Source organism: Brevibacillus sp. FSL K6-2834 (genome assembly GCF_038592925.1).
Lineage (GTDB): Bacteria > Bacillota > Bacilli > Brevibacillales > Brevibacillaceae > Brevibacillus > Brevibacillus borstelensis.
On sequence record NZ_CP151945.1, the window covers coordinates 2,283,484 to 2,300,487 of the forward strand.

Sequence of the window (17,004 nt, forward strand, 5' to 3'; positions counted from 1 at the left end):
TTGTAGTTGTTTAGCTGGAATTAAGCTTGCTTTGGTACAATCTTGTTCGGAGGGATTGTCATGCAACAAGCGCGGATACTCATCGTCGACGACGAGAAATCGATTACGCAGATGATCGAAATGGTTCTAAAGAAAGAAGGATTTCGGCATATTTACAAGGCTTATTCGGCCAGGGAAGCCCTTGAGCTTCTGAACAGACAAGAAATGGATATCATCCTGCTCGATGTGATGCTTCCGGATCAGTCGGGGTTTGAGCTTTGTCCCAAAGTCAGGGATATTTCGCGAGCCCATATCATCTTTTTGACAGCGAGAACGTCGGATTTGGACGTTTTGACAGGTTTTGCCATCGGTGGAGACGACTATGTCACCAAGCCGTTTAATCCGCTCGAAATTGCCGCAAGAATCAAGGCCAGAGTACGGCGGGACTCGATTCTGGCAAGCTCCCAGGGAAAACAGGAGGAGCGCAGGCGGCATGACTTTGGACGCTTTGTGCTGGACGAGTCTGCGGGAGAGCTGTGGGTACAGGGAAAAATGGTTCCCTGTCCCGCCCAGGTGTACCAGTTGCTGCTGTTTTTATGCAAAAATCCGAATGTGGTGTACTCCAAATCGCAGCTGTATGAAGCGGTCTGGGGAATCGATGGCGTCGGTGACGACAATACGGTGATGGTCCACATCCGAAAGATCAGGGAACGGATCGAGGCGGACCCGGGCCATCCGCAGCTGCTGCTTACAGTCCGCGGTCTCGGGTATAAGCTCGTCAGGGGGATCGCGCCATGAGCAGCTTGCGTCGAAGGCTGGCCGCTCATTTTGCGACACAGTTCTTTTTTATCTGGCTGTTTGTCCTGGTGACGATGACCGTTCTGTTATTGCTGCTGCTGCAATACCTTGTCAATCAGGACTTGAAAAAAACCTTTCCGAACGGCGCTTTGGAGAATATCGTGACGGAAGCGAAGGCGGAACCGGGACAGGGCCAGATCGAGATACCGGTATGGTGGCGAAATCAGCTCGCCGAGTCCGGGTATTTTTTGCAGATTGTAAATGAAAAAGGCAAGGTCATTTATGCCTTTGGCAGCGGACCGGCCAGGGAGTCTTACACGGTAACCGAATTGTTGGGGATGACGGAAACAGGGCGTTTCCAAACCTTTCGCGTAACAACCTCCCTGGATCAGTCGAGAGCGCTGCGGCCTGAACCGCTGCTCTTTATGCTGGGAACGGATGACAGCAATTCGGAACGTTTGAAAACGTGGGTTGAGAGCTACGCCGAGAAAGGCAAGCTGCGGCCCCAGGCGATCCCGGAGCTTGAACGGCAGCTGGACATGAGCCGCGAGTATGTGCAGGTCATAGATGCACGAGGCAAGATCATTCAGTCAATTGGCAGCGCCGATCAAAAAGAGTCTTACCAACCGCTTGAATTGATCGCAATCCGCTCTGAGCCGGGAAGCTATTCCACAGACGTCTACACGCACTATGATCAAGCATCCGGGAATCTTTGGATTTTGCATGCAGAAAAGAAAGGCACAGGCTATTCCGATCAGCCGATCATGTCGGACGTCATCCTGGTGCTTAGCGTAGCGGGAGGGGCTTTGCTGGTCATGGCGCTTGCTTTGGCCGCGTGGCATGGCGTCCGTTACAGTCAGCCGCTGCTGTTGTTTACGGACTGGTTTGAGCGAATGGGACAAGGTCGGTACGATGAAGCGTTGACTGAAAAAGAACGGAAAAAGGTATTTCGCAGAGACGGTTCCATCCGCATGCGCTATCGGCTGTACAAGGAAGTGATCGGCGGATTTTACGAGATGGCGGAGCGATTGGCTGCCACGGAGAAAGAGCGGAGCAGACTGGAAAAGACCCGGGAGGAATGGATGACAGGCATTTCGCACGATCTCAGGACGCCGCTGTCAACGATCCAGGGGTTTGGGCATCTTCTGGAAAGCGGGCAGTATACGTGGACAGACGAAGAGCTGCAAGGCATGGGGAAAATGATCCGGGAAAAGGGAGATTACATGCTCGCTTTGCTGCAGGACTTTTCACTTGCCTTCCAATTGAAAAACCAGGCGCTCAGCTTTCCGGTTGGCAAGCTGGAGATCAACGAGTTTGTGCGGAGAACCGTGCTCAGGTATGTGAATGATGTGACGCTTGCCCACGTCTCTTTTGCCTTTGAGAGCAGTCCGGATGCTATCTTCATCAAATCCGACGCCAAGTGGCTGCAACGCGTTCTGGACAATCTGATTTGGAACGGGATCAAGCACAATCCCCCAGGGGTCGCCATCACCCTCAAGACGTGGCGGGATGAACGGGAAGCGTTCATCGCCGTAGAGGACAACGGCGTAGGGTTTGACGAGGAAACAAAGCACAACCTGTTTGAAAGATACTACCGGGGAACGGCGACCGAAGACGGGACAGACGGGACCGGCCTTGGCATGAACATCGCCAAAGCGATCGTGCTTGCGCATAAAGGGAAAATTGACGTGGAATCCCAGGTTGGGCAAGGGACGCGTATTGTGTTGCGATTCCCGCTGGAAGAAACGCCAATGCTGCCGGAAAAATAGAAGCGAGGCCGAAACTACCCTGAGAAAGGGCTTTCGGCCTCTTTTACCGGCTATTCATCTCCCGTAGCAACAGGATTGTTCTCATACGATACCCAATCGCTCCAGCTTCCGGCATACAGCTTCGCATCCGGCCGTCCCGCCGCGTGCAGCGCCAGCAGGTTGGTGCACGCTGTCACGCCGGAGCCGCAGTACACGATGATCTCTTTCCCTTCAAACACTTCAAACCGGCGTTTCAGCGCTTCTTCGGGGAGCATGCGGCCATCGGCTGACAAACTGTCTTTGTAAAAATAATGCAGAGCCCCCGGGATGTGACCCGCTTTCGGATCGAGCGTCTCCATTTCGCCGCGATAACGCTCTCCTGCTCGGGAGTCTAGGAGTGCCGTTTCCTTGCTGCGGGTTTCGACTCCCTTGCAGTCGACAAGCATGCTCGTCTGAATCCGCGGTACAAATGTCCGAGGCTTCGGTACGGGTATCTCGCTTGTGACGGGATATCCTGCGTTTTTCCAGGCTGCAAATCCACCGTCCAGCACAGCCACCTTGTCATGTCCGGCGTAGCGGAGGAGCCACCAGAGGCGCCCGGCATAGGACATTTCCTGGTCGTCGTAGGCGATCACCGTCACCTCCTGATCGATGCCGGAGCGAGAGAACAGGGAGGCGAGCTGTTCTTCGCCTGGGATAGGATGACGCCCGCCGTGCTGTTCTTTCGGCCCGGAGAGATCGCGGTTCAGATGAAAGTACAGGGCGCCGGGAATATGCTCCTCGCGGTATTGCTCTTCGCCCAGTTCAGGGTTGTTCAGAGCAAAACGGCAATCTGCTACCAGAATATTCGGATCGTTTGCATGATCGCGAAGCCATTGCGGAGTAACGAGTGCTTGCATATGTCTCCCTCTTTCTTTTTTCCTTCATCATAGCAGATGGGTCTTTTCTTCGGTACAATGTTTGTTGAACATATTGGACAGCTTTTTCAGGAGCAGGACACAGCCGTTTCGTACATGGCTGCGTCCTTTTTTTGTTTGCTAGCGCAAAGGGAGAATGATATTCCAAACAGAAAAACATTGACTTTTATAGACAATAAAATAAAATGTTTATCAGATAACAAACTTTAACTAAAAGTGTTTGTTTGTTAAAAGAACAACTTGGAGGGAGAAAAATGCAAATGCCAACGACTGCAGAACATAGGGCTGTTATCGTATCGGAAAACTATGATCGGATTGACGGCCGACTCGCCCGAAATACGGATGCAAAAGCCCTTTCGTTGGGGTTGTCACAACAGAACGAGAGAGGGAAGGCCGGTATTTTGGCCAAGGTATGGAGACACACGGGAGAAGAATGGTCAGAGCAATCGGAGGAGCTGCCGCTTCATCGCGTTCTTGATTTGTCCATTCTCGTCTGCCGGTCCCTTGAGCATTTTCGCGAAGCATACAGATTTGAGCATTTATACGATCCGCAAAAGCCCGTCATCGACCGGATTGGCTTGCAAGGGGACGCCATGAACGTGGCGATCTGCACAGACAATGAGAGGATTCATGAAGATATCAAGCAGTTCAGTTTGGCGCTGAGCCAGGACGATGAAATGATCGGCGAACGTCTCCGGATGTTGTCAAAAATTTTAAAGGATATGGGATACTGACATGTTGGCGAATCCATATGTACGAACGGTTATCCTCTCCCGCGTGCTGCTGCAGCTGGGAATTTGGATCAGGAATTATGCCGTGCTTCTTTATGTCACCGACCTGACAAAAAATGATCCCGTTTACGTATCGCTGATTGCGGTTGCGGAATTCGCTCCGATCTTTTTGTTTGGCCTTATTGGGGGGACCTTTGCCGACCGCTGGCGGCCGAAGCGGACGATGGTCTGGAGCGATCTTGTTTCAGCCTTGTCCGTCGGAGCTGTGATGCTTGTCCTCATGAACGGCGGGTGGATTCCGCTGCTCATCGGAACTTTTATTTCCGCGAGCCTGTCCCAATTTTCTCAGCCTTCGGCGATGAAGCTGTACAAGCGGCATGTGCCGGCTGAACAACTGCAGGGCGTGATGGCGATGTCCCAAACGCTTGTCGCTGTCTTTATGGTTTTGGGACCGGTCATCGGCACGTTTATTTTCATCCAGTTTGGACTGCAAGCCTCTCTGATTTTGACGGCCGTTCTGTTCCTGGGCTCTTCCCTTGTATTGGCGACGCTTCCCAGTGACACGGACGAGCCGAACTCTGGCGATACCGGCAGCTTTAAAAAGGAGTTGCAGGCCGGACTTCGCTATATCGCCTCCAATCAATCCCTGCGGACACTCTGCCTGACTTTCTCGGCTGTCGGGTTGGCTTCAGGACTGACGCAACCGCTTCAAATCTTCCTAGTCATCGAGAATTTGGGACAGGACAAACAATTTTTGCAGTGGTTGGTAATGACCAATGGGGCAGCCATGCTGGCAGGCGGAGCTGTCATCGTCGGGATAGCCAAAAAGGTGAAGCCGCAGCTGCTGCTCATGGTAGGCTTGCTTGTCACGGCCGTATGTACGATCGGATTGGGCGCTTCTACGAAAATGGGGATGACGATTGTTCTATTGGTGATCAGCGGGTTGTTTTTCCCTTGTATTCAAGGAGGAATTCAGACGCTTATTGTCCGCAATACGGAAGGGGCATTTATTGGCCGGGTATCCGGAACGATCACGCCTGTTTTTATGGGAATGATGGTGATCGGCATGTTCGTATCCGGCTATCTGAAGGATGCGTTTTCCTTGTTTGCGGTATATGTGGCGAGCGGTGTCTTGATTATGATCGGCGCCTCAATGCTGCTCCCCCTCATAGCCCAGAAAAGGAGCTTGGATGAGAGGAGACCCGCATCATGACGATTGGAGGAAAAATGGGATGACTGCATATGGAGAATGTGTTTTGTCACCAGAAAGACAGCTGACCGATGCAGAAAAAAAGCTGATTTGGAAAAAGGCATGGACTCATAAGGTCAGCGAAGAAGAACGTCGCATCACGAATGAAGTAAAGCGCAACTGGAATCGCGGGGAAATGAAAATCGCCAACATATTGTTGGAAGGGGACGCCGGTTCAGGCAAGACACAACTGGCCAAAGCATTATCGGCGAATTTCGGGCTGCCGTATACGAAAGTGACCTGTTTTGCCGATATGGATAAATCGGATATTATCGGCGCTATTTTGCCGGTGATTTCCACGGAACGTTTAGACGAAATGGAGCCTTGGGAGCAAACGGCACTGCAGGCATTGTATGAAAGCGACGGCTTTCAAAGCGCAACGGAAGTTTTGACAGACGCGCTGGGGATTCCGCAGGAACAGGCAGCCTTGAAGATGAAGCAATTGCTGAGGCTGGCAGCGGAAAAAACGGATGGAGAAGCGGTGGAGTACCGATTTTACCCTTCGGAGATCGTCAGAGCCTATCAAAACGGGTACCTGCTGGAAATCCAGGAACCAAACGTGATTCGCGATGCTGCGGTGTTGATGGCATTAAACTCTGCTCTGGAGCTGGATGGCAGCATCAATCTGCCCACCGGGGTCATACACAGGCATCCCGATTTCATCGCGGTGATCACAACGAATCGCAGTTATGCGGGAACCAGACCGTTAAACGAAGCGCTGCGCGACAGGGTTCAGCATGCGGAAAAGATGGACCTGCCGACCAAAGAGGTCATGATCGAACGCGTAATGGCCAAAACCGGATTCCACGATGAAAAGGTGTTGGATACTTTAGCGGAAATCATTATGATTCTGGACAAAACCGCCAGAGCCAATGCGATCAAAGGCGTAGCGGGCATGCGTTCCTTCTTCTACTGGGTAGATGCGATTGCCGGAGGAGCTTTGGCGAAAGAATCCCTTTATCATAAGGTCATCTACAAGATCACAACCGATCCGGAAGAGATACTCATTCTGGAAGAGGCTCTGCTCAATCATGGTTTGCTTGCCAGTTTGGAAGAAGCCCGGATCGAACGTAAAAAAAAAAACGGAAATCTGACGATGCGATAGAGATCAGGACATGGGGAGATATAGACGAGAGCGGTTTTGACACCGACAGCCATGCCGCGGAAAAGGGAATCGCATTGAAAAAATCTGCCGATAGTGACAAGAGCTCCTCGCGTGTCACAGACGATTCCGCCCATATCGAACGTACAGGTTTGGGCGACGATGGCTCTCCCACATATCATCAGACAAATCCTGAATCAATGTCAGAGGTTGAGAAACAAAAGGAACGCGATTTCCGCAAAAAGCTGAATCAAGACGCAAGAGCGGTGGTTTCCGATTCCATTCATAAAAAAGTAAAGCTCATTGTGCACCGTCCAGACTACGATCAGGAAGACCAGCAGGAATATGTCCGGCTCAGCAAGGAGCTCATGCCGACCGTGAAGGAAATTGCGAGAAAGACGCTTCCGTACTTGGAGCATGAGGTGTCCTCCGACTTTGCACGGAACCGTTGCTACGGCAGCAAATTTCAAGCAGAAAGCGTCGCTTACAGGGATTACAGGTATTTTGCCAAGAAACGGCCTCCAACAGAATCCCCTTCACTTGTCGTTGGTATCAGGGTCGATGAATCCGCATCCATGTCAGCTTTTGGGAGATTGGAAGCAGCCAAGCGCGCTGTCATCGCGGTATATGAATTTTGTCAGCTTTGCGATATTCCCGTATTGATCTACGGCGATACTGCGGATGTTTCCAAGCTGGAACAAATGTCGATTTTCGCATACACCGATTTTGATAAAAGGGATGCGCATGACCGATACAGGCTTATGAGGATTCGTGCGAGAAGCAATAACCGCGATGGAATGGCCCTGAGAATAATGGCCGAACGATTGGCCGTCTCGCCGCAACAGACAAAGCTGTTGATCAGCATAAGCGACGGTCAGCCCAAAGCAATGGATGAGTATACCGGAAGCTATGCGGTTGCTGACATGAAGCAGACAATCGAGGAATACGAACGGAAGGGAGTCATTTTTCTTGCGGCCGCAATCGGGCAAGACAAGGATGTGATTAGTGACATCTACGGAAAGGAAAGATTTTTGGATATTGCCAATTTGCATGAGTTTCCTGCAAAGTTGGTTCGGATTATTGCCCGTCATTTGTGATGACAGATGGCCCCATTTCAAATGAAAGGACCCTGCAGCCATTGCAGGGTCCTGATTTCATAAGGAAAGCGAATCAAGCAAAACAAATCGAACAGCATCTGCGTATAATAGCAGGCAAACATCTACGGTGCACGGGATCAACCAATTACCGCGTTTGCCAGCCTAGCTGCTGAAAAAACCGCTACGGCTGGAATGCTTCCGGCGGTAGTACGAATGGCCGTAAGACTTATGTCCGCGCCCGAAGAGGCCGCGATGACGGTAGTCGCTGCTGCTGTAGCGCTTGTACCCGCGATGTCCTCCTTTGAACAAAAAGCCTGCTCCTTTTTTGAGGAGGGCGAAAACAACGGCCACCACGATGACGATCAGCAGCAGGCCGATTCCGAGAATCGCTAACAGTACGGACATACACATCGTCTCCTTAGTAGAGCGGGATATCTACGTTTACGGCAGACCGGGCAAATGGTTTCAAGCTTTGGGTCGTCTACGAGCCCATGTGCAGGTACTTTTCGTATGGGGAGTAGTCGATTTGTTTTTTCTTGAGATGGTCGATTAAAAATTTGTGGTCCCGCTTTGGCGTCGCGAGTATGTAGCCTTTTACGATCAGATCCAGATCGATCGACGTCGCTTTCTCATCCAGGGCAAGCTTGCCGATTTTGGCAGCGATGCTGCGCCTGGCCACATCCCGAAACAGTTGAGGGACGGGTTCTACCAGTTCATTCAGGAGAGCCAGTCCGTCCTCCGTCCACATGGAGCGGGTTTGCTCGATATAGTAGTCCTGCCAGTCGAGTTCCGATTTGCCGTCCTGCTTGGGCATCGATTTCAGGAACTTGCGGAACATGAAGAAACCGCCGATTCCCATGAGCGAGACCAGGACAACCGTCCAGCCGACGATAAATACGGAGAATCCTGTGGACAATTGCGTCATGTTTGTACACCTCGTTCCAATCAATTACACTGGAAAAAGCCCTATCTAGAGAAGTGTATCGCATTTTTGCCTTTCCAACAAATCTTTTTGCATAAAAAGTCAAAGGCGCTGTTTGCTCTTCCCAAGTATGCATACTATTTAGTATGATTAGAATGAATCTCAGAAGGGGTTGACGCTCATGTTCAAGCTTGGACAACGTGTCGTCATCGTTGCTGACTCCTTTGAACAAGGTATGCCAATCGGAGAATACGGGTATCTCATCGGCAGAGACCGCAATCCGGACAGCGCATTTTCCTGGATTGTCCGTATTCCCAAGATCGATAAGCAGTACGCCGTAGTGGAGGATGACATCGCTCTGGAGGAGACTCTGCTGGAACAGGAAGCAGATCGTATCCAGAAAGAGGCCCTGCTTGACTTCGCATTGGCAACACGCAACGAAGCCCTGTTCCGTCAACTGATGGGTATTCAGGACGAAGCAGCGGAAAATGGCGAACCAGTGAAAGAATCAATGGAAGAATTTATCCGGAAAGTGAATATAAAAGCCTGGATTTAGGAACGGGAGACGAAGGAAGCGGGCGGTTTTCTATTACGGGAAATCGTTCGTTCTCTTTTGGGGAGATGCTCCTGTAGCTCCTTTGACCAAAAGAAAGAGAGGCTGTTTCATGTCAGAATTTGTGACCTTTACGAATGAGTTTGGCCAGACTGTGCAAATGTCGCGTGAGGACTATCAAAAGAAAGTGATTCCGCAAAATTTGGACAAGTACTGGGAGGACAAGGAAAAGCTGCGTGACTTTGCGATGGAGCTGGTCCGCGACAAGTTTCCCGTGCAGGCTGCCATTGCCGCTGACCGGCTGCTGGAATTGTACGGTCCGATTGAGTCCGCGCTCATTTTTCGGGCTGTCGTGCACATGCAGGCAGGGGAATACGATCGGGCCAAGAAAATGCTGCTCGACTGTCTCGAGCGTTTTCCGTCTTCAGGTACGGCTTGTACCAATCTGGCCAAGCTCTACGCCCTGGAAGGGGAGGAGGCAAGGGCCTTTGAGACGCTGGAAGCGGGACTGTTCAAAGATCCGAACCAGGAAAACGGCTTGAATATGTACGTGGAAAGCTTTTTGCAATTCAACAAGCGGGACGAGCTGCGCAAGCGCCTGGAAGCCCTTATGGCCAAAGAGGGGGCTTGGCGTCCCCATCTTCACATGGCCCGTTTGGCGATGACAGAGGAAAATCTTTTGAAGGCGATGCAGTGGTACAAGGAAGCGATCCAGCGGGCACCGGAAAAGGAAGAGGTCATCATGACGGTAACGGGAGAGCTGGGGCAAGCCGGGTACGTGTACCAGCTGATTCAGATTTGCGAGGAGTATTGGTCGCCTGAGGAGATTGCCTACCCGTTTACGGGCTTCAACTATGCCAATGCACTGCTGTCCACAGACCAAAAGGAAAAAGCGATCGCCGTCTTGCGCGAAATGCAGCAGCACATATCTGAGCAGTACAAGCCGATGATCGACCACTTTATCGCGAGGATACCCGGAGCTGACGAGGTGGAAGCGGCGATGAAGAAAAGCAGCCAGAGCGAACAGCCAGAGGAAGCGGGAAAAAAGAGCAAGTGGAAGTTCTGGCGATAGAGAAGCAGACAATGCGCCCGTGCCTGTGCCGGGCGCTTTCTGTTGGCACGGCGCCGACGCCGATGAACAGGATGATTGGAAAAATGATTGGTCCAAAAACGGATACAAATGACGACATATACGGCCCCTTCCATCTGTTGTTTGCATCAGTATAATCTGGATTTTATGATAGGTAAATTCTATTAAAACCATAATTATTATAGAAACTACCTATAACAGAGATGAAGTCGCTCGCTTTTTCTTCTGCCCATGTAAAAAACGGCGCTGCCCGCGATTTTCGCAAGCAACGCCGCTTTGCTGCCATCTATTTGAACTGGCTGGTGAGTCTCCTCTCGAGAAGCGCGACACCTTGATACATGAGTGTTGCGACGACTGCGATGATCGCGAGAGCCACCATGACCAGAGTAAAATTGAATACCTGGAAGCCGTAAATAATCAAGTAGCCGAGCCCCATTTTCGAGACGAGAAATTCACCGACGATCACCCCTACCCAGGAGAGGCCGACATTCACCTTCAAGGTTGAGAGGATGGCGGGGATGGTCGAGGGGAGAATTACCATGCGGAAAATCTGCCGCTTGTTCCCTCCGAGCGTTTGAACGACCTTGACGTAATTTTGGTTGACTTCCTTGAAGCTGGTGTAAATGACGATGGTCGTGATAATCACTGAGATCGCGCAGCCCATCGCGATAATGGACAACAGGCCGGGACCGAGGAAGACGATGAACACCGGGCCTAGCGCTACTTTAGGCATGCTGTTCAACACGACCAGATAAGGGTCGAGTACCCGGGAGAGGAATGGCGACCACCAGATGAGCGTGGCCAGCAGTGTTCCCAGCAGCGTCCCCAAGAGAAAGCCCACGACGGTCTCCCAGACGGTCATTCCGATATGGGGAAGGAGTCTGCCGTCCAGCAGTTGTGCCCAAAACAGCTCCCACATCTTGGAGGGATAGCTGAAAATGAGCACGTTGATGGCATTGATGCGGGCCAGCCACTCCCAGACACCGACAAAAACGACGAAGATCGACAACTGGGTTAAAAGAATCAGATTTCGTTCTTTCGCTTTCTGTTTGATGTGATCCCGGTGGATCGCTTCAATTTCCTTTGGTTGCATCGGAGACCACCTCCATCTCTTTCCAGACTTGATGGAACAGGTCCTGAAATCCAGGCAGGTTGCGGGCATCAAAGGGAAGTGCGCTGCGGATTTCTGCCGGGACAGCGACTTCACTGTTGATGCGTCCGGGATTGCGGGCAAGGATGTAGATACGGTCTCCCATCGCGATTGACTCCGACAGATCGTGTGTCACGAGGATGGCAGTCTTTTTGTGACGGCGCAAGGCCGAAAAAATCAGGTCCTCCAGCTTCAGCTTGGTCTGGTAGTCGAGTGCCGAGAACGGTTCGTCAAGCAGCAGAATATCAGGCTGACAGGCGAGTGTCCGCACGAGCGCCACCCGTTGACGCATGCCGCCGGAAAGCTGTGCAGGGTAAGAGTGGCGCACATCGGCCAGCTCCATCTCAGCCAGCAGATGCAGAGCGTAATCCTCTGTTTCTTTATTTCGGATTCCCTGAATGTCCAGACCGAGAAATACGTTTTCTTCGATCGTCCGCCAGTTGAACAGATAATCCTGCTGCAGCATGTATCCTACCTGGCGAGAGGTCCCCTGCACGCTGGCGCCTTCGATCAGCACCTTGCCGGCAGTAGGCTTCTCCAGACCGGCTATCAGCGAAAGCAGCGTCGTTTTTCCGCATCCACTGGGGCCGACCAGACAGATGAACTCGCCTTCCTCCACGCGCAGGTTGATGTCCCTGACCGCCATGAACGCCCTGGAAGTCGATACGTAGAGATGCGTGACGTGGCGTAGCTCAATCTTGGCCGGCGTAGAAAGAAGCTGGTTCATGTTTTTTACTTCCCTTCTTTAGCGGTTTTGGCAAAGGTGGTATTGACGAGCTTGGCGTAATCCATACGCTGCTTCAATTCACCTGCTGAGTCCATAATGTCCTGAAGCTGATTCCATTCGGTTTCGTCCAGGATCGGATCTGTCGCAAAGGAGCCTTGCTCCAGATAGCGCTTGATCGAGCTCTCCAGAATTTCCGGCTTGATGTCCTGGAAGTAGGGAGCGATTACCTCAGCTATCTCTTTTGGAGAGTGGGACGCTACCCATTGTTGCCCTTTATAGATTGCATTGGTAAACTTTTGAATAGCGGTTTGATGCTTGTCGAGGTAGCTTTGCTTTGTCATAAAGACCGTGTACGGCACAGTGCCGCTCTCCTTGCCGAACGATGCAACGACATGGCCGATCCCGTTCAGTTCAAACTGCGAGGCTTCGGGCTCGAACAACTGCACGAATTCGCCGGTTCCGGAGGCAAAGGCAGAAGCGACGTTTTTAAACTCGATATTTTGGATGAGCTCCAGATCCGCATGCGGATCAATCTTGTTCTTTTTCAGTACATACTCGCCGACCATTTGAGGCATCCCACCCTTGCGCTGGCCGAGGAAGACGCTGCCCTTCAATTGGTCAAACGAAAAGTTGTCGATTTTCTTGCGCGACACCAGGAATGTGCCGTCGGTCTGGGTCAACTGCGCAAAATTTATCACCGGATCTTGAGCACCCTGCTGGGCGACATAAATACTCGTTTCCGAGCCGACCAGGGCCACGTCGATCCCGTCCGATAGCAGCGCTGTCATGGTTTTGTCTCCGCCCCACGTCGTGCTCAGCTCTACTTCGAGACCCTCTTCTTTAAAGAAGCCCTTTTCGAGCGCAACGTATTGCGGCGCGTAAAACAGGGAACGGGTCACTTCGCCGATTCGGATTTTTTCTGTGCCCCCGGAGCAGCCGCTTATGATCGCGGTCAGTGCCAGGGAGGCAGCCAGACCCAATGAAAGTAAACGCTTCATCCTCAACCCTCCTGTCAGGTGGTTACCTGAACGATTGACAAATTTTCAACGGTTCGATAGGAACCAACGCCAACGGTACCTATCGGGTAAAGTCGCCGGCTGGGCTACAGAGCTCTGTTGCACCGTCGGCATGGATAAAACCTGTGCTTCGCAGCGAAGCTCCGCCAATAAACCTGGCGATGCCAAGTTTTTAATAACGTATGCGCCCAGAGAAAAAAGGGTGAATGCCCAATAGGCGGACAGGCACCGAAAGAAAAGAGAATAAAGGAGAACGTGAACAGACATGCAAGTGACGTTTTTAGGTACAGGTTCGGGTGCCCCTTCCACCAGAAGAAATGTAAGCGGAATCGCCCTCAGTTTTGACCAGAGCGCAAAATGGTGGCTGTTTGACTGCGGGGAAGGAACACAGCACCAAATCCTTCGCTCGCGGCTAAAGCTCAGTCAGCTTGAGAAAATCTTTATTACCCACCTTCACGGGGACCATTTATACGGGCTGATCGGTCTGCTCGCCAGCCGTTCGTTGCGAAATGACAGTGCTGCGTCGGTAGAGCTGTACGGTCCTCCAGGAGTGGAGCGATATGTCAAGGCCGTGATGGATGTTAGCCCCGTGCATCTGCATTATCAGCTCCATATCAAGATCATCGAAGAGGGAACGATTTTTGAGGACGGGGACTTTACCGTCGCCTGCAGGAAGGTTCAGCACCGGGTGCCAGCCTATGCCTATGCTGTTCACGAAAAGGAAAAGCCGGGTCCCTTTTTGGTAGAGCGGGCGAAAGCAGCCGGTATTCCGGCCGGGCCGCTGTACGCTGCTCTGAAACGGGGAGAACAGGTCATGCTTCCGGATGGACGAGTCGTCGACGGAAAAGATTTTGTCGGACCTTCCCAAAAGGGCAGGGCAGTTGTGTTCAGTGGAGATACGGAGCCCTGCGAAGCGGTCAAGGAGCTGGCCAGGAATGCCGACCTGCTCGTACACGAAGCAACCTATGCGTTTGCGGACAAGGAATTGGCGGTGAGGAGCGGTCACTCGACTGCCCGTGAGGTGGCTCAGCTTGCCAAGGAGGCTGGCGTAAAGAGCCTGTGTCTGACCCATTTCAGTCCTCGGTATGAAAATGAGGATGGCGATCTGACGATGGAGGATCTGCTCAGAGAAGCCCAGGAGATCTTTCCCGAGACGGCCCTTGCCAGCGATTTTGCCTCATTCTCCGTAAAACGGGAGAGAAACACAGTGGGAGAAATGGAGAAACCCTGCTATAATGAATGATCATCGCAAGAAAGAAGGGAAACCATGAAACGGGTAACCTTTGCTTCTGCACAGGAGCTGAAGGAATACTGTCTAGAGCAGGAGCTGTCGCTGGTAGTCGAGTACCGGGACGATCAGAACAAGCAGCGCCAGGTTATCTTGTCAGGCGAGAGGCTGGAAGAGGCCGGCATGTATTTGGACCGGCCAAAAGCTGAAGCTTATTTTCGAAAGGACGGCGTCTTTCACGAAGTCATTGCCGGGTGGCAGGATGGCGGATAGCGAATCACGGATTTTCTGACCCGCGAAGAAAGCAGATATCGGGAGAGGAAAGGTGAGCTGAGGTGTCCGGTATACGGATGGGCGGCCCCATCGTGGTTCGTTACGCCATGTTTGTGCTTGGATTGTTTATTGGTGCTTTTGGATGCGTACTGATGATCAAAGCCAATCTGGGGGTATCCCCCTGGGATGTGTTTCACATCGGTTTGCAAAAAACATTTGGGTTGACCATCGGACTCTGGTCGCAAATCGTCGGTGTCATTGTCATTTTCCTGTCGTTTGTATTGGCGAAAATCAAACCGACGTTTGGCATGTTTTTAAATATGATCTGCTTCGGACTCTTTTTGGATATGTTCCTGTGGATGAACATCATCCCTGAGGTCGAAGGAATCGTCCAGCGTGTCTTGATGCTGCTGACCGGACTCCTGGTGTCAGCCGTAGGGATCGGGATGTACCTTTCGCCGCGGCTGGGAGCAGGACCACGGGACAGCTTCATGCTGGCGATGAATGAACGGATGGGATGGAGTATCCAAAGAGTCCGGTTGATTATCGAAGTGAGCGTTCTGCTGGCGGGAGCTGCTCTCGGTGGACCGGTATCGGTAGGGACCGTTCTCGTGGCTGTACTGACGGGACCGCTGATTCAACGGACGATTCCGTTCTGGCAGCAGGTGATGCAAAAGCCATATGGTATGGCAGAGCCGCTGCACCGCAAGGCAAGCTAGACCAAGAGAGAATACGCACAACTGTCAAAAGATGAGGGATATGCGGGTAACGTGATTGGGCAATAGTCCAATCACGTTTTTTGTTATGTACATACCATATGAGTAGTTTGTCGACAAAGGAGGGTGAATGGATTGAGTCTGTTCAAAGGCAACTTTGACGATTTCTCTTTGGTTCTTGTCCTCTTCGTGTTGCTGGCTATTGTCGGTTGTTCGTGCGACGACTAACGGACAGGGAACATTCGGTTCGGGTCAGAACCAAAAAGGAGAGCAGCTCATGCTCTCCTTTTTGGATTCCTTTTTCCTAGAGACCTGGCAACCGTTCCTTTACCTGCTTGCGGACTTTGGAAATCTGTTTGTCTGACAGCTTGATGCCCACCGCTTTGCTTACTTTTTTAATCAGTTTCTTCAGCTTTTTGTCATCCTTGAAATCTTTCTTTTTGTACCCTTTTGCCAGTGACTTGACGTCGCTCATGCTCAGTTTCTTCTTGCTTTTTTTATTCAATTTCTTCAACAAATCTTTTGTTTTGGCCATCGGGTTTCGTCACTCCCTTTCCCATTTGTCTGCTAGAAGGCAAAACCGCCCCATTTGCAGTCATATGGCAGCCAAGACAAAGATGTATGGACAAAAGCGGATACATGGACGCCCAATTTTTTTCGTCTGTGTATATACCCAACCCACCCACTCCGCGAATACATAAGATGATGCAGACATTTGTCACGATAGGAGGAAAAAGTGGGTTGAAAATCATCTCTTTTCATCCAAAGCAGCCGTTCCCCAAGATTTTGTCCGAGTTGCAGGAGAGGGTGTCCCGCCTCTCAGTAAAACAGCCGTGGAACTGCTATCATGATTTGTCCTGTCTTTGCGTCAGGCAGGATATGTTCGAGCTGTTTGAGGAAGAGTTCCGCAAATACAATCCCCATGTTGAAGAGAATGCCACAGTCACCGTGCACGCAGAAGACGAGGCGCACGGTGAAGACGAAGTGCCATGGGGAGTCAAGTACATCGGTGCCGAACGCATGTGGAGAAAGGGCAGGGGAAATGGAGTCAAGATTGCTGTAATTGATACAGGCATCGCCCGGGACCATTTTGAATTAAAGGATCGGGTCAAGGGCGGCGTCAATCTGGTGGGAGGAAAGCGGAACGGCCATGGTACCCATGTAGCGGGTATCATTGTGGCGGAGATGAACCATACAGGGATCGTCGGGGTTTCTCCGGAAGCGGACCTGTATGACGTGAAAGCCTTTCGCGAGGATGGAACGGCTTCATTATCCGATATTATCAGAGCCTTGAACTGGTCGATTGAAAACGAGATGGATATTGTCAATATGAGTTTTGGAATGGGACAGTACAGCGAAGCATTGGCCCGGATGGTCAAGAAGGCATCGAAGCGGGGGATTGTCATGGTCGCTTCTGCCGGGAACAACGGAGGAGAGGTGGAGTACCCGGCCAGGTACCCTGGAGTGATTGGAGTAGGTGCGATTGACCGAAACGGCAATCTGGCAGACTTCAGTGCACGGGGAAAAGGGATGAACATGAAGGCGCCAGGCGTGGAAATCTTGTCGACATGGCCGGGGGACAGCTTCCGTACACTGAACGGGACCTCGATGGCTGCACCGCATGTCACCGGCATGCTTGCGTTAAAGCTCGCCCGCAAGAAAAAAAGCAGGGTGCAGGCGGCAGGCAGCTAAGGGGATTTTTGAAAAC

Annotated in this window: 20 protein-coding genes; 13 read left to right on the plus strand and 7 right to left on the minus strand. The window is 51.7% G+C overall.

Annotated elements, in window-relative coordinates:
• Positions 1-60: 60 nt before the first annotated feature.
• Both NST96_RS11250 and NST96_RS11255 read left to right on the plus strand, forming a co-directional pair.
• Positions 61-777, plus strand: a complete 717-nt coding sequence (locus NST96_RS11250) for a response regulator transcription factor (RefSeq protein WP_251238124.1) — start codon at positions 61-63, stop codon at positions 775-777.
• On the plus strand, positions 774-2,546 hold the full coding sequence (locus NST96_RS11255; protein ID WP_342406356.1) for a HAMP domain-containing sensor histidine kinase: 1,773 nt from the start codon (positions 774-776) through the stop codon (positions 2,544-2,546). The genes NST96_RS11250 and NST96_RS11255 overlap by 4 nt, the downstream gene beginning before the upstream one ends.
• A gap of 50 nt (positions 2,547-2,596) precedes the next feature.
• On the opposite strand, the gene NST96_RS11260 is transcribed toward NST96_RS11255, so the two are convergent.
• Positions 2,597-3,424 carry a sulfurtransferase gene (locus tag NST96_RS11260; protein WP_003387369.1) on the minus strand — a complete coding sequence of 276 codons (828 nt, stop codon included), beginning with the start codon at positions 3,422-3,424 and terminating at the stop codon, positions 2,597-2,599.
• Positions 3,425-3,696: 272 nt separating this feature from the next.
• On the opposite strand from NST96_RS11260, the gene NST96_RS11265 reads away from it, so the two are divergent.
• From NST96_RS11265 to NST96_RS11280, 4 genes are all read left to right on the plus strand, one after another.
• A complete protein-coding gene (locus NST96_RS11265; RefSeq protein WP_003387368.1) occupies positions 3,697-4,176 on the plus strand; it encodes a DUF6530 family protein in 480 nt (159 codons plus the stop codon).
• 1 nt (position 4,177) lies between these two features.
• Positions 4,178-5,386 carry an MFS transporter gene (locus NST96_RS11270; protein ID WP_003387366.1) on the plus strand — a complete coding sequence of 403 codons (1,209 nt, stop codon included), beginning with the start codon at positions 4,178-4,180 and terminating at the stop codon, positions 5,384-5,386.
• Between the two features lie 19 nt (positions 5,387-5,405).
• Positions 5,406-6,527 (plus strand): AAA family ATPase, encoded by a 1,122-nt coding sequence (locus NST96_RS11275; RefSeq protein ID WP_342406358.1) that lies wholly within the window; start codon positions 5,406-5,408, stop codon positions 6,525-6,527.
• 74 nt (positions 6,528-6,601) lie between these two features.
• Entirely contained in the window at positions 6,602-7,621 is a 1,020-nt protein-coding gene (locus NST96_RS11280) for a nitric oxide reductase activation protein NorD (protein WP_024985177.1), read from the plus strand.
• A gap of 162 nt (positions 7,622-7,783) precedes the next feature.
• Here NST96_RS11280 and NST96_RS11285 read toward each other — a convergent pair whose 3' ends face one another.
• A complete protein-coding gene (locus NST96_RS11285; RefSeq protein WP_003387363.1) occupies positions 7,784-8,026 on the minus strand; it encodes a hypothetical protein in 243 nt (80 codons plus the stop codon).
• 76 nt (positions 8,027-8,102) lie between these two features.
• Positions 8,103-8,546, minus strand: a complete 444-nt coding sequence (locus tag NST96_RS11290) for a DUF2621 domain-containing protein (RefSeq protein WP_003387362.1) — start codon at positions 8,544-8,546, stop codon at positions 8,103-8,105.
• Positions 8,547-8,724: 178 nt separating this feature from the next.
• Between NST96_RS11290 and NST96_RS11295 the strand changes: the two genes are divergently transcribed.
• Positions 8,725-9,099 carry a hypothetical protein gene (locus NST96_RS11295; protein WP_003387361.1) on the plus strand — a complete coding sequence of 125 codons (375 nt, stop codon included), beginning with the start codon at positions 8,725-8,727 and terminating at the stop codon, positions 9,097-9,099.
• Between the two features lie 109 nt (positions 9,100-9,208).
• Positions 9,209-10,168, plus strand: coding sequence for a tetratricopeptide repeat protein (locus NST96_RS11300; RefSeq protein ID WP_172920663.1), 960 nt, complete (start codon positions 9,209-9,211; stop codon positions 10,166-10,168).
• Between the two features lie 304 nt (positions 10,169-10,472).
• Here the strand turns inward: NST96_RS11300 and NST96_RS11305 are convergent, their stop codons facing one another.
• The 3 genes from NST96_RS11305 to NST96_RS11315 are packed head-to-tail and all read right to left on the minus strand — an operon-like array spanning position 10,473 to position 13,061.
• Positions 10,473-11,279 carry an ABC transporter permease subunit gene (locus tag NST96_RS11305; RefSeq protein WP_003387359.1) on the minus strand — a complete coding sequence of 269 codons (807 nt, stop codon included), beginning with the start codon at positions 11,277-11,279 and terminating at the stop codon, positions 10,473-10,475.
• Entirely contained in the window at positions 11,260-12,063 is an 804-nt protein-coding gene (locus NST96_RS11310; RefSeq protein ID WP_003387357.1) for an ABC transporter ATP-binding protein, read from the minus strand. The genes NST96_RS11305 and NST96_RS11310 overlap by 20 nt, the downstream gene beginning before the upstream one ends.
• A gap of 5 nt (positions 12,064-12,068) precedes the next feature.
• Positions 12,069-13,061: an ABC transporter substrate-binding protein gene (locus tag NST96_RS11315; RefSeq protein WP_003387355.1), complete on the minus strand. Its 993-nt coding sequence runs from the start codon at positions 13,059-13,061 to the stop codon at positions 12,069-12,071.
• Positions 13,062-13,344: 283 nt separating this feature from the next.
• Here NST96_RS11315 and rnz point away from each other — a divergent pair, with 283 nt between their 5' ends.
• From rnz to yjcZ, 4 genes are all read left to right on the plus strand, one after another.
• Positions 13,345-14,322: a ribonuclease Z gene (gene rnz / locus NST96_RS11320; protein ID WP_003387354.1), complete on the plus strand. Its 978-nt coding sequence runs from the start codon at positions 13,345-13,347 to the stop codon at positions 14,320-14,322.
• Positions 14,323-14,346: 24 nt separating this feature from the next.
• The gene (locus NST96_RS11325; RefSeq protein ID WP_003387353.1) at positions 14,347-14,580 is read left to right on the plus strand and encodes a hypothetical protein; all 234 of its coding nucleotides are present in this window, start codon (positions 14,347-14,349) and stop codon (positions 14,578-14,580) included.
• Between the two features lie 77 nt (positions 14,581-14,657).
• A complete protein-coding gene (locus NST96_RS11330; RefSeq protein WP_003387352.1) occupies positions 14,658-15,299 on the plus strand; it encodes a YitT family protein in 642 nt (213 codons plus the stop codon).
• Between the two features lie 123 nt (positions 15,300-15,422).
• On the plus strand, positions 15,423-15,524 hold the full coding sequence (gene yjcZ / locus NST96_RS11335; RefSeq protein WP_122957726.1) for a sporulation protein YjcZ: 102 nt from the start codon (positions 15,423-15,425) through the stop codon (positions 15,522-15,524).
• A 76-nt stretch (positions 15,525-15,600) separates the two neighbouring features.
• On the opposite strand, the gene NST96_RS11340 is transcribed toward yjcZ, so the two are convergent.
• Positions 15,601-15,831, minus strand: coding sequence for a stage VI sporulation protein F (locus tag NST96_RS11340; RefSeq protein WP_003387351.1), 231 nt, complete (start codon positions 15,829-15,831; stop codon positions 15,601-15,603).
• Positions 15,832-16,037: 206 nt separating this feature from the next.
• Here NST96_RS11340 and NST96_RS11345 point away from each other — a divergent pair, with 206 nt between their 5' ends.
• Entirely contained in the window at positions 16,038-16,988 is a 951-nt protein-coding gene (locus tag NST96_RS11345; RefSeq protein ID WP_003387350.1) for a S8 family peptidase, read from the plus strand.
• The last annotated feature ends 16 nt before the right edge of the window (positions 16,989-17,004 follow it).

Excerpts from the sequence above, each read along its gene's own strand:
- NST96_RS11250 (WP_251238124.1), top strand. The coding sequence starts at position 61 with ATGCAACAAGCGCGGATACTCATCGTCGACGACGAGAAATCGATTACG.
- NST96_RS11255 (WP_342406356.1), top strand. The coding sequence starts at position 774 with ATGAGCAGCTTGCGTCGAAGGCTGGCCGCTCATTTTGCGACACAGTTC.
- NST96_RS11260 (WP_003387369.1), bottom strand. The coding sequence starts at position 3,424 with ATGCAAGCACTCGTTACTCCGCAATGGCTTCGCGATCATGCAAACGAT.
- NST96_RS11265 (WP_003387368.1), top strand. The coding sequence starts at position 3,697 with ATGCAAATGCCAACGACTGCAGAACATAGGGCTGTTATCGTATCGGAA.
- NST96_RS11270 (WP_003387366.1), top strand. The coding sequence starts at position 4,178 with ATGTTGGCGAATCCATATGTACGAACGGTTATCCTCTCCCGCGTGCTG.
- NST96_RS11275 (WP_342406358.1), top strand. The coding sequence starts at position 5,406 with ATGACTGCATATGGAGAATGTGTTTTGTCACCAGAAAGACAGCTGACC.
- NST96_RS11285 (WP_003387363.1), bottom strand. The coding sequence starts at position 8,026 with ATGTCCGTACTGTTAGCGATTCTCGGAATCGGCCTGCTGCTGATCGTC.
- NST96_RS11290 (WP_003387362.1), bottom strand. The coding sequence starts at position 8,546 with ATGACGCAATTGTCCACAGGATTCTCCGTATTTATCGTCGGCTGGACG.
- NST96_RS11295 (WP_003387361.1), top strand. The coding sequence starts at position 8,725 with ATGTTCAAGCTTGGACAACGTGTCGTCATCGTTGCTGACTCCTTTGAA.
- NST96_RS11300 (WP_172920663.1), top strand. The coding sequence starts at position 9,209 with ATGTCAGAATTTGTGACCTTTACGAATGAGTTTGGCCAGACTGTGCAA.
- NST96_RS11305 (WP_003387359.1), bottom strand. The coding sequence starts at position 11,279 with ATGCAACCAAAGGAAATTGAAGCGATCCACCGGGATCACATCAAACAG.
- NST96_RS11310 (WP_003387357.1), bottom strand. The coding sequence starts at position 12,063 with ATGAACCAGCTTCTTTCTACGCCGGCCAAGATTGAGCTACGCCACGTC.
- NST96_RS11315 (WP_003387355.1), bottom strand. The coding sequence starts at position 13,061 with ATGAAGCGTTTACTTTCATTGGGTCTGGCTGCCTCCCTGGCACTGACC.
- rnz (WP_003387354.1), top strand. The coding sequence starts at position 13,345 with ATGCAAGTGACGTTTTTAGGTACAGGTTCGGGTGCCCCTTCCACCAGA.
- NST96_RS11325 (WP_003387353.1), top strand. The coding sequence starts at position 14,347 with ATGAAACGGGTAACCTTTGCTTCTGCACAGGAGCTGAAGGAATACTGT.
- NST96_RS11330 (WP_003387352.1), top strand. The coding sequence starts at position 14,658 with ATGGGCGGCCCCATCGTGGTTCGTTACGCCATGTTTGTGCTTGGATTG.
- NST96_RS11340 (WP_003387351.1), bottom strand. The coding sequence starts at position 15,831 with ATGGCCAAAACAAAAGATTTGTTGAAGAAATTGAATAAAAAAAGCAAG.